General features: G+C 35.7%; 7 protein-coding genes and 4 tRNA genes. All 11 read right to left on the bottom strand.

Features of this window, described 5'->3' with window-relative positions; all coding sequences use genetic code 11:
* Window positions 1-775 (bottom strand): hypothetical protein (locus ACJML3_RS01555; RefSeq protein WP_406020020.1); only part of this gene is annotated, 775 nt, incomplete at its 3' end.
* Between the two features lies 1 nt (window position 776).
* Complete coding sequence (locus ACJML3_RS01550) at window positions 777-1,505, bottom strand: ABC transporter ATP-binding protein (RefSeq protein WP_406020018.1); 729 nt, start codon at window positions 1,503-1,505, stop codon at window positions 777-779.
* A complete protein-coding gene (locus tag ACJML3_RS01545) occupies window positions 1,502-3,424 on the bottom strand; it encodes a vWA domain-containing protein (RefSeq protein WP_406020017.1) in 1,923 nt (640 codons plus the stop codon). Before ACJML3_RS01545 ends, ACJML3_RS01550 begins: the two co-directional genes overlap by 4 nt.
* Window positions 3,425-4,561: a hypothetical protein gene (locus tag ACJML3_RS01540; RefSeq protein WP_406020016.1), complete on the bottom strand. Its 1,137-nt coding sequence runs from the start codon at window positions 4,559-4,561 to the stop codon at window positions 3,425-3,427.
* Between the two features lie 2 nt (window positions 4,562-4,563).
* The gene (locus tag ACJML3_RS01535) at window positions 4,564-7,425 is read right to left on the bottom strand and encodes a virulence factor SrfC family protein (RefSeq protein ID WP_406020014.1); all 2,862 of its coding nucleotides are present in this window, start codon (window positions 7,423-7,425) and stop codon (window positions 4,564-4,566) included.
* Window positions 7,426-7,436: 11 nt separating this feature from the next.
* Window positions 7,437-11,453 (bottom strand): virulence factor SrfB, encoded by a 4,017-nt coding sequence (locus ACJML3_RS01530; RefSeq protein ID WP_406020012.1) that lies wholly within the window; start codon window positions 11,451-11,453, stop codon window positions 7,437-7,439.
* Window positions 11,454-11,683: 230 nt separating this feature from the next.
* Window positions 11,684-11,761 (bottom strand) — tRNA-Val (locus tag ACJML3_RS01525).
* A 5-nt stretch (window positions 11,762-11,766) separates the two neighbouring features.
* Window positions 11,767-11,842, bottom strand: a tRNA-Lys gene (locus ACJML3_RS01520).
* A gap of 25 nt (window positions 11,843-11,867) precedes the next feature.
* Window positions 11,868-11,943 (bottom strand) — tRNA-Lys (locus ACJML3_RS01515).
* A gap of 20 nt (window positions 11,944-11,963) precedes the next feature.
* Window positions 11,964-12,039 (bottom strand) — tRNA-Lys (locus ACJML3_RS01510).
* A 157-nt stretch (window positions 12,040-12,196) separates the two neighbouring features.
* Window positions 12,197-12,438: tetratricopeptide repeat protein (locus tag ACJML3_RS01505; RefSeq protein ID WP_406020010.1), on the bottom strand; the 242-nt coding region annotated here is incomplete at its 5' end.

Genomic DNA, 12,438 nt, shown 5'->3' with positions numbered 1-12,438 from the left:
CCTTAAGCTCCTCTATTTCGTTTATGCAAGCTTTGATCTGATAGTTTCTTTCTCTGAAAAAAGCAGCCATAGGTTCAACATCATCAAGAGTTTTTACATAAAGTCGAAGCTTTGCAAAGTACTTACGCTCATGATTTAAATTTGAGCCGTTTGAAAAAACAGGTGGTTCATATCCGTCTCTAAAATCCTCCATATAAAGCATGGTATTGTAATTTACATATATGGTATTTATAGACTGATATTCTTTCTTGATAATACCCTTTAACGTAAACTCAACAACGCTGTTTTGTCTTTTTGAATCAACAATTCTTGAAATGACAAGCAAAAAGGTATCACCGGTTTTTATTTTCAGATCATCACAAAGTGTCTGTGACAGATATGCCTCATTTTCTTTTAGCACACCATCAAGATTTGAAGCTTTTGCAATAGGATCGCCAGATTCTGTAGGAAGCGCGCTCAATGATGTTTTAATCTTTCCTTTATAATTTATATCAGCAGTTGCAGATAAAGAACGGGTAAGAGGAAGACAGAACTGAACCTTACTGTCATTTTTAACCTGATTTATAAAATTCTCATCAAGCTTGTATCCTGTCATCATTTTTATTTCAAGCTTTAAAGGTGATGATTTCAGATCGTGCTCTAAGGTACTTATAATTCCATACTTTAAAGAAAACAGGAACATAAGAGGTGCAATCACAGAGCATAAGGATGCAAAGATACAGAAGGATACAAGTTTTTCAAACCACAGTGATTTAAATGCAAGAGTAAAAATCATCCTATCCCTCACAGAAACTGCCAGAATTTGCTGTTTTCCTGACATACAAAAGACGTCTTAATCCATGAGATTGCACAAGCTTTGTATCATGAGTCACTATAAGAGCTGCCATATCCAGATTCTTACAGTAATCAACAATCATTTTAAAAAGTATGTCTCCATGCTCTGGATCCAAAGATGAGGTTGGCTCATCAATAAGTACAAGCTTTGGATTTGAACACAATGTTTTTACAAAAACAGCTCTTTGTCTTTGACCTATGGACAGCTCATGAGGTTTTCTGTTTAAAAGTGAGCTAAGAGAGAAAGCAGAAAAAAGATCATCAGCTCTCTTTTTTAGCTTTGCTTTATCGTAAAAATCAAAGCCAAGTTTTCTTGCACTGCAGCTTGCAATATCAATCTTGTAATCAATATTGTCCTTGATGCTAAGATATGGGAGCAGGCCTCCAGTCTGAGGCATATATCCTATAAAGGCTCCTCTAAAATGCTCACATTGCTTTTTTGAAAGCTCCTTTATATTTGTATTGCACATAAAAAACTCATCAAAGACCATTGAGTCTCTTAAAAAGCCAAGACACTCAAGCATGGTACTCTTGCCACAGCCAGAAACACCAGTTAGAGCTACAATATCATGCTCACCAAGCTTTAAGCTTTCTATACCTACACTATAGGTTTCATCTGTCCTTTTATATGAAAAGGACAGATTTTTTATATTAAGGATCTGCTCTGTCAAGGTAAAATCTCAAGTGGAACTGGATATACAGCCTCTGAAGCATCCTCAAGAGGATTTAACTTAACCCATCTTGACAGATCGTCATTACAAAGCTGATAGTATTTAAGCTTGCTTTCAAGATCGTAAATAGTCTGGTTCTGTTCATCAGGACCCATACTTGACCATGTATCCTCATCAAGCTCCTGAATACGGCTCTTGTATGGGAGATCGTCAAGATACTCACCTAATAAACCAAGATCTGCAATTTTTGATGTCTGTGCCTTTGCAACTGAATCAGGATCACGGCCTAAAGATACAGCAACCGATCTTAAGCTCTTGAACATCTTATCAGGCTCAAGCATACCTTCATTTGCCGCATCTAAAATCTTCTGAGTAACATCCTTTAGGGATGACAGCTGAGATTTAGTCAGTAAAACAACAGGTGTACTTGTAGCTTTCTGATGATTTAGAGCATCTCTGTCAAGAAGCCAGCCGTACATAAAATCAGGAGTCTTGGTATTGAGTTTAGATCCAAGATAAGCAAGCTGCATTGCATGGCCTAAAGCTATTGTATCCTCAGCCATTGACTTGTTTTCCTCAGTTACACAGTAGCCAACCGCGCTCTTTCCAAAGGCAGCCATCTTTACCTGATTTGAAATGTTTGATGATAACTCATCAATTCTCTGCCCGAACTTTTTAACATCACCTGCATTTACCTGATAGTAAAGAGGTTTATTGATAGTTTCATTGAAACTTAAATCCATATACTGCTCTTTTGCACTTTCATGATTCTTGTTTCTCTTGCCAGAATCTGTAAGCAGATGCATTGTATAGATAGCTACACCTTTTTGTTTTGCATCAACTCTAAGCTCCTTTGCATCAAGACCTGTTGTTGACAGCTTATCAGAGCCTTTAATTGAGCCTGCATCTGTTATAAGAACGATATATCTGCCACCGTATTTTGACCAGTCAACCTGCTCAAGTGCGGTATTTATACCTGCATATGCATCCTCATCAAAGTATTTACTTGATACCTTAGCCTGAGACAGATCTTTTAGCTTTTGAGTAAATGTATTAACATCTGTAGCCTCGCCAGGCTTTATAAATACCTTAGAGGTATATTCAAGTGCAGGAACTGCCTTTGTATTTGATCTAAATGATACAAGACCGAAATGAACGCTATCTGTCAGACCTTCAGCTTTAAGATGCTCTGATACAGCATTTATGGTCTTTTTGGTTCTGTCAATGTATGGCTGCATTGAAATTGATGAATCAATAACAAAAACAATGGCAGCCTTGAATGTCTTTAGGGCATTGACTGAATTATCAGTGTTCTTCTTTTTGCTCTGACTTTTGGTAATTGATGCAATCTTCAAAGCTCTTACATAGTTACCATCATCAAACATTGACTCTTCATAATCGAGAATAGGTAGCAAATAAAACTGCTTTTTGTAGTCAACATAATGCAAAGGCTCGATTGAAACCACACCATCTGCACTGCCTTTTTTCACTACCTCATCTAGCTTATTCTTATAAACTGTTGATATGTTCTTGTCAGAAATTAAGGATGTAACATCATCTTTATTCTTGAAGATAAGAGCTCTGTTTCTGTTAGCTGGATTTGTAAACATCAGTGCTGTCTGCATTTTCCACTGTACAGTACAGTCCTTGTCAAGATAACCTGCAATCTTGCCGGTATCATCAGGTCCAACCTTTATGGTTCTGCCATCATCCTCATAAACATAGAATCTTGAAAAGGCATTTACCTTTTTTCCATCCTTTGCATTTGCATCGCTTTTTAGTCTGCAAGATGGTGTTGTAAGCACTCTTTGGTATAAGGTTGTCTTACCTTCCATTAAAAGAGGTGCACTGCTTGCTGCACTAATAGATATAGATAAAAGACCTAAAGTTGCAATTGAGCTTTTTAAGAATCTGTTCATTTATTCACCTTTGAGCTTTGATAAAGCCTCTTGTGCCTCATCTGATTCATTCAAGGAATAAGCTTTTTCATACCAGTAAATTGCCATTTTTTCATTCTTCTGTTCACACTGTGAGCTTACAGAAGAATTCTTATCAAAATACTTAGCATAGGCAAAAGCAACATCACCATCTTTTCTGCCAATACTTGAGAAAAGACGTTTTCCAAGATTACAGCGATTATTTGCAAAGGCCTTAATTGAAAGTTCAATTATTTCATCTGATGATACACTTGCCTGAATACATGCTTTAATAAGCTCTGAATCATTAGGATTTGAAATTGAACAGCCATTTACAGTTGATGATGACTCTTCGCTTTCTGATGTATTTTCATTATCTTTTGATGCATTATCTAAAGATTGAGTATCTGTATCATCAGCCTTATTTTCATCAGCTTTTTTACTGTCATCTACCTGCTCTAAAGCTGGCTTTGACATATCACCTGCAGTTGCATCTTTACTGTTTAGATAGTTAAAAAGGAAATAACCTAAAACACCTAAAGCTAGCAGTATTAAAAGAATTATTAAAATTAAAGGTAATATGCTTTTTTTCTTGCTAACAGCAGTATTCTGATAGTTTATTGGACCATCTTTAATCACAGATCCTTGTACAGTACACTCATCTTTATTTAAAGCTGTATTTGACAGTGTACTGTTATTTAGAGCACCGATATTCTCCTTTTCAAGTGAAGGTGGTTCAATCATAAGCTCTAGTGATTTTGTAACAGGAGCAAAAAGATTATGGGTCTCACCTACAATCTGTCCTGTTTCAATTACAAATTCACGAACAGATACACTAAATGAGCTGTTGAATCTGTTTGATTCTCTGTAAAGAGTATTATTGACAGATGCAGGAAGTTCTATTTTGTAACCGTTAATATCATTAGATACAAATTTAATACTTTCAGGTCTGAGCTTTATACTGTCAGTTACACTCTCATTTCCCCCCTTATCCTTAAAGGTAATTTCAAGAGAGTTTTTAGCATTACGCTTAGCTAAAGGACTTCCTATCTGAATATCTTTGATTTCATTACTTTTTACATCTTTGATAATCAGATAGCCTTTGCCATTTTCATTTAAAATTTCAGCATTTATATTCATTGTTAAGCAGATGCCTCTTCAATTGACATAAACTTTTCTAGATCTGTAAGCAGAGCACAAAGCTCATCATTCTTCTTTGAATCAAGTTTATAGATACTTGCAGCCTGAGTATTTACATTGGCAATCATATGAACAAGGACAGAGAAATGATCGTTTAGATAATTTGTCTTTATTCTTGAAACCATATCCTTTGTTATCTCAATGGTATGCTCTTTTTCATCTAATGCATTTTCAGTAAATAATTCTCTATTCTCATCACCGCTGTTAAAAGATCTTTCAATGTTATTTTTGTAAGTACCAACATTATTTTTGTCAGTACCAACATAAAGATAGGTGTTAAAATCTGAGATTATCTTAAGAGCAATTGCACACTGAGAATCTACAATATCCTCTTTTCTCTTTGTCTGAGATTCATTTTTTTCAAGGATATCTGCAACCTTATTTTCAATATTAGCAGCTCTGTAAGCTACCTTCATCTCATGAGTCAGATACTGTAGCAATGCACTAATCTTCTGCCTTAGAACATTCTTATCAGTTATGATCTGATTGTTCTCATCAAGGAAGAATGAACATTCTGCAATTTTTTTCTCTTGTGAATATTCACTTACACTTTTCTGGGCTTTCTCATCCCATGCATAAAGAATATTATCAACAATACTGTTAAAGGCTTTACCTGCAGCAATATCATCAAGTTTCTCATCACGCATTTTAGTAAGAGCTGCAGCAAAGCGATATGAATTCTTGTTTACACCGCCTGTAAAGTTTGTAAGATAATCATCTCTTGCCTCTTTTTCATCAATTTCAATAAATGATCTTAAATCTGCAAGAATACCAGCCTGATTATCACACTGAATAATATCCTTCACATTAGCAATTGCTATCTGTTTTAACTTATCTCTCTTCTTTGACGAATCAAGACTTGCAAACTTTGACAGCTCCTGTTCAATGCTCTGATACTCTTTTTGTATGGATAAATAGAAATTATCCTTACCCTGTGTAAAATCCTTGCCATAGGTATCATTTATAAACTGCACAAGATAGCTTACGCCACCATCAGATGGTTTTAAAACTTCATTTACTGTTGGAGTTTCTTCTGCTTTTGAGTTATCTAAAAACTCCTTAAATTTGTATACATGCTCCATGCAAGGATCTTTTACGATATCCTTAATATACTCATCAATAAATGGTTTTACACTTTCCTTGATGCCAGTCTCAACGATTCCGTTTTCACTGTTTGTTACATCATAGACAAGCTCAGTTCCTGAAAGATTTGGTCGTCTTGCAAAGAAGAACTGATCAAATGGTTTATCATCTGTCCAATGACGAACCCAGTCAGCCTTGAACTTTTGCATTGCCATTGTAATGGTGCCATTAATGTCAGATGCAGCTGCAACTGAGGCATCTCTTTTCATATTTCTTGTAAAGCAGTAGTCAAACTTTGTAAATACGCCTACAAGTGGATTGATTTTGCCTTTTCTGCTCTGTGGTGTTGCACCGACATTAACATCAATCCAGTTTGTAATATATGGGGTAAGCTCTGATACCTCGGCCTGTCCCTGTACTGTCTGACAGCATAAAAGAACATCAATTTCATGACGTTCACAGTAACGCTCGATAAGATATCCAACCTTACCACGAAGGAGGAACTGACAAGCAGAATACTCTTTTGAGTTTGTATTTGAAAAATCTGGTTTTCCACTTAATGTTCTCCAGACCTTTGTATCCATCTTCTCACGTGAACGGGCACCTGGAAAATCAAGAACATCACAAGATTTAACGCCTGAATTTTCAGCCTGAGGGAATGAAATCTCACAGGTAATAGCAGCTAATGCACAGTGACGCAGATTAACAACCTTAGCACCTTCATTATCAAGAGCAATATTCACATTGTCTGTATAGCTTTCATCTAGCAGTCTGTCTAATGCCTTAACATTTACTAAAGTACCGTTTGCCTTCTGGATAAGCTCTCCTTTTTCATTCTTTTCAACAATAGAATCGATATTTGCAAATACGATTGTTGCACCCTCTAGCTTATCAAAATCATCAATCAGTGCCTTATAAAGATTGTCAAAGGCTGGCATCTGATGCCATAAGGTTGAAAACAGTTTGACTCTGCCATCCTTATTGAGCTTTGAAATTATGTTTCTTGCATTTAAAAAGAAATAACCATCTGCATTAAACTGCTCTTCTTTAAGACAGCTTACATTTGAATGGGTATTTACATAATCAGCTAAAGAAACCACATCCTGCTTTGTAAAATATGTCTTTTCACCTTCTTTTAGCAGATATTTAGGATCTTCAAGTTCTGAAAATAGATTTTTTAGTGCATTTTGATCTTTGAAAAAAGCATCATGCTCTAAAAGATATGCTTTTCCATCCTCAGAGCCATAGTCAATATCAAGAAAATATGAGTTAACTAAGATCTTTAAAAGATCACACTCCTTGATTACCTTTAAAACAATTGGATAATCGGTTGGAGCCTTACACATTTTTGAGGTAAATCTTGTAACAAGACCTGTAGCTTCTCTGTCACCACCTACAGGATTTAAATGAGAGAAGAAACTTATCTTCTGTGAATTCCATGTAACCTCAAGGCCCTTACCGCCACCGTTTGATGCAAGAGCTGATACAAGATAGCTCTTACCTGCCTGAGAAGAGCCGAATACACCGATTGTTGTTGCTACAGGCAATACCTCATGAGCTGCCTTTGCGCTGTTAGCAAGACGTAAAAGCCTTGTTTTAAGTTTGTCAGCACCACTTAAGATCTTTTCATCTTCAATGTCTTTGTACCAATCAACAACATTTGCTAAGGTCACTGCTGCCTTATCAAGTGAATTTAAATCATATTTATATTTGCTGCTCATTTTAAATCCTTTTACTTTAGCAATAGACCTGAATTGTTCCAGTAGTCACCATCATATGAAACAGTCTTAAGCTTTATAGTTACATAGTCTTCTACATTTCCTGTAAAATCACTGTCAACAATTTCTGCTTCATCTATCTTTAACAGATTGAGTACAGGTTTATTTTTTTCATCAAGCTCCCTATAAACAAAGTCTATTGATCTGCCAACAGCAGAATCACTGTTGATTGGATTTTCATCAAGAGTGATTTTAAATTTGAATTGTCTTGCATGAGCATTTACTTCATTTGTGATACTTTCAAGCTCTTTTGTTTCATTTTCCTTTTTTGCAGTGTTTGATTCACCAAGAAAAGATGAAAGCTCACGGCTTAGCTGATATGCAATATCATTTTTCAAATCAGAGTATAAAGATGCAAGCTTGTCATCTAAAAGTGATTCGTTTGCTTTTACAAATTCATCATATGCTGCATCAAAGGCACCTTGTGCCTTTGACTGAGCATTTGTAAGCTTTGCCATAAAACCTGTCTGCTTTATCTGTGACTGAGCATTGCTACCTGCATTTTTAGCCATATTTATAAAGTCCATTGCAGTTTCATAAAATGGATTTGAAACATCTAAAGATGCCATTTGTATATTTGAACTGCCAGACATTGCATATTCTTTTGCCTGTGCATACTGTGATGATATTGCATCTATACTGTTTTTTGCACTTAGATATTTCTCATCAGCTTTTTCTCTTACAGACTTTATAAGTTTGTTTATAAAGTTATCCTTAAGGCTTTGATATCCTTGCTCATCAAAACTAATCTGTGAATATTCAGGGGCAAAAAGCTTTTTATTATCTGTAATTGACTTTAACTGTTTTACAGATGTTACAAGCTCGATGCTATAAAGAGGATTTGCAGTAAACAAAGGCTCAGCAAACTGTCTGTATCCTAAATTAACTGGAATTTTTATAGTAAACTGTCTGCTAAAAACTTCATCTTTAAGATTGATTAGTTTTATTAAATTAGCATCATCGCTTGTAAATTTCTTTATAACTTCATCTTTATCTTCATTATTAACAGTAGGATCTTTATTAGTTTCAGCATCTCCATATACAGCAATTTCAGCATTGGTTTTAAATCTGAATTTTACAGAATCCTTTTTAAGTTCTGATTTCTCATCTATTGTACCCATATATCTTGCAGCAGAAGGAGCCTGCATATACTTTGGATTGATTCTAAAGTTTATAAGATTATTGACATTGCTTGTCTTGATATAGCCAATAGCTGCACCTACAACAACAGATGTTTTAGGATCACCTATTTTTCCATCATTCAGTGAGAATGTTGGATACCATGATGAGCAGTCATATGAATGCATTGAGATAATTCTTTTTGCAGACAGATATGACTTGCTTTCAATAAGACGTCTTATGCCAGGAAGCTTTGATGCTCGTCCTGTTAATAAAAGAACATCACAGCGATATGCATTTACAATGGTATTTAAATAATCAAGTGTATTACTTAATGAATTACTTGAATTGTGGAAGAGTTTTCTGTTTATTCTGTAAATATCAAATTCAAGCTTTGTATCAAAGAAGTCATTTACACCAAGACCATTTTTTACATATTCTTTTACTGATGAATCTACCTCAAAACCGTTATCTGTCTTATCAAAAACAGCATCAAGCACAGGACAGACATCGGTATTCTTTAGAAAATCATTAATGCTTCCTTTTGTTACAATGCTTGTAATTTCAATAGGTGCCTTTGACAGCTGCTCAATTCTGCTTAAAATTCTATAGGCTATTCTTGTAAAGATCTGCTCTACACACTGAACTCTCTTCTGCTTTGAAAGAGCATTTCCAGCCTCTTTATCTGAACCTATGATATTTTTAAGTTCAAAGCTATCCTTTAGTTTTGGAATAATTTCATCGCAGATAATGTCATGTACAAGATCGTCACCTGCAACCTTATTACCATCCTTTAAAACCTCTCTTATCTGTACAACACCCTGCTGATTTGATACTTCACTAGAGCCAGACTCCTTATTGTCCATATCTTTATAAACTCTGTATGGAGCAGAATAATCTGTAATAACAAGATCGGTTGTACCACCACCTATATCGATTGTTGCAATTCTTGCTGTCTTGTAATCAGCTCTCTTTTCGGCAAATTTAAGAGGAGCATATTCATTGTATCTGCCATCTGCATCATCCCGTCTTATGTGAGATATGAAATCAAGTGAATTACCATTGAATACACGCTGAGTCTCATTGTGGAAATATACAAGCTGACCTGCCATGGTTTCACTAAAATCAAGCTTAACCTCAGGAGGCATTGGGAACATTTGATTTGCTTTAGTTATGAAAGCAAACTCTCTTGGAGGTGTTTTGTCAAAGCCTCTTGCTTTCCATACAATTCCTATAGCCTGATATACACATGATCTGAAAACCTCTTTTTCAAGATCAGACATGGCAGGAGGTGTGGTAAGCACAATTGATTTTAAGAATCTTGGGCTATCCTCTCTTTGTTTTCTGTGACGGTAGTGATAGCTGTTAATCTGCATCTGAGCTTGCAAAATAACCTCTACAAGCATAAGAGTCATCATTGATTTGCCTGTATATAAGGCTTTCATATGACTGTCATCAGAGTTATTTGAGGTATCGGCAAAAAGAGCATCACCTGATGAATTTAAATACTCTGATACAGGTGCATAAACAGCGGTCTTTTCAAATGTTTCAACATTATAGAGTTTTTCTTCATATGAATCAGGATCATCTGCTTTCTGGCAGTACATTGGGATCTGATAGTAGTTGCTGTTAAAGGACCACTCTTCAACATGATCAGGATCTTTGTGCTCTAACTGCCATAGATATCTTTTAGGTGAGATAAGACCTGTTCTGCCTTCATTACCCTTTGCATTAGCAGCAAGATTTACAGCCTCCTTGCCAACACGCACTAATGATGGCCAGACAAATGATTCTGACAGAGAGCTTACAGTTGAAGATGAACTGTTAAAATCAAAGACTGCTTTTTGAAACTGCACCTTACTGTCAAAGTTACCCTTATAAAGATTCTCAACAGCATTAAGATCTCTTATTTCAAGCTGTGGATTTGATTTTAAATCGCATGAATCTGAATCATCATCCTCAACAAGGAAGCCTAGTGATCTTGTATTACCAATATCAAGAATAAGACTTACAGGAGTTGGAGTATTTGTAGACTTTTCTGAAAATGGCATCAGCTTTATGTCATTTGGTCTTACAAAATGCTCTAAAAAGGCAATAAGATTTAAATAATGCTTTTCATAGAATCTTTTATCAAGCCAGTCTTTTTTTATGCGCTCTTTACCTTTCTTAAAGTATGTCTTATCAAAAAGCTTGTCATAGACACTCCTTGCCCATTCTTCAACAAAGGATGTACCGTCTGAGCTTCCAAGAAGCATTGCAGTAGCTTCAATTCCGCCTCTGAATGTAAAGACATCATTTATCTGCTGCTCTGATGGGACACATTTGAATGGATCATCGTGATCAATAACATTTGTATCAAAGGCAAATGTCACATGATATTCACCGCCAGTTTCTCTTTTCTTTACATCAGATTTGTTAATGATTCTTGCTCTTGCCCAGTTAACAGGAGTGTCATTTTTATTCTTGCTAAAATAAGGAATAGGGAACCATACACCATTGTACAGATGAAGTGAGTCAAGCATTGAAACACCAGTATCATCCCTATCTTCTTCAGTTCTATACTCAGAGCCAATATTTATTGCTGTTTCAAAATCATCAACTCTTAAACATTCATTGAGCTTATCCTCTCTGAATCTAGCATAGTGGTCAGCATATTTTGGATGCTTTACAAACTGGCCTTTTACAATATGTTTTGGATAAATATCTTTATCATCAGATTCAAAATCAATTAATCCGTCAAACTCAAAGTCAATAAACTGAATACCTGAATTTGCAACAAGTTTTATTGTTTTATTCTCTTCGTCTTTACTTGTTTTAATACTTTTAACTATATCTACAAAAACATCAGCCATATATCAGCTCCGAAATAGGCATAAAATATATACAAATACTGTACGATTGTAACTCAAATCACTTATAAATAATTATGTTATAAGAAAAAGTATTACAAATAAAAGTTAAATCTTATTAAAACGAGAGCTAGAATACGAAGATAGTAAAAAATGTTGTGAAATATAATGTTTGAACTGTTTTAGAAATTTAGGAAGTCCAGAAATGAAAAAAGCAACCTAACGTTGCTTCGTGGTGGATGCTATAGGACTCGAACCTATGACCCTCTGCTTGTAAGGCAGATGCTCTAACCAGACTGAGCTAAGCATCCAGGGATGGTGGGTCGTGAGGGGGTCGAACCCGCGACCAACGGATTAAGAGTCCGCTGCTCTACCAACTGAGCTAACGACCCATCCAGGATCTTCGATTTGACTACGTGGTGGGTCGTGAGGGGGTCGAACCCGCGACCAACGGATTAAGAGTCCGCTGCTCTACCAACTGAGCTAACGACCCAGCGTATCAAATCTTTTGCATGGTGGGTTGTGAGAGATTCGAACTCTCGACCAACGGATTAAAAGTCCGCTGCTCTACCGACTGAGCTAACGACCCAACCTTGCAATCGTTTTGTTGATTAACTCAACGCGGACTATTTTACTAAAATTTTGTTATGTTGCAAGCATTTTTTTAATTTTTTTTAATTTATTTTTACAAAGCCGATATATAAGCCTTTTAAAATTTTGGTTGCCTGAACATAATTTTTTGATTTTTACTTCAAGCTCTCAAGTTCTTTTTTAGCAAGGGTGCTTGAGCTTGATGTTGGATAAGTTTTTATTAAAACTTCAAAGAATCTTTTTGCTTTTGCCTTATCTCCAAGAGCCTTTGATGTTATTCCAAGTTTATATAGAGCATCAGCTCTCTTTGCAGTACCTTTGAATTTTGCTGTATTTAAAAAGCTGATCCTTGCATCCTGGTATTTATTCTGCTTGTACTGAATCTGACCTAACCAGT

It is taken from the genome of Succinivibrio sp., from assembly GCF_045124615.1.
GTDB classification, from domain to species: Bacteria; Pseudomonadota; Gammaproteobacteria; order Enterobacterales; family Succinivibrionaceae; genus Succinivibrio; species Succinivibrio faecicola.
The sequence above is the reverse complement of the archived record's forward strand: the minus strand, read 5'-3'. Positions and strand labels throughout refer to the sequence as shown.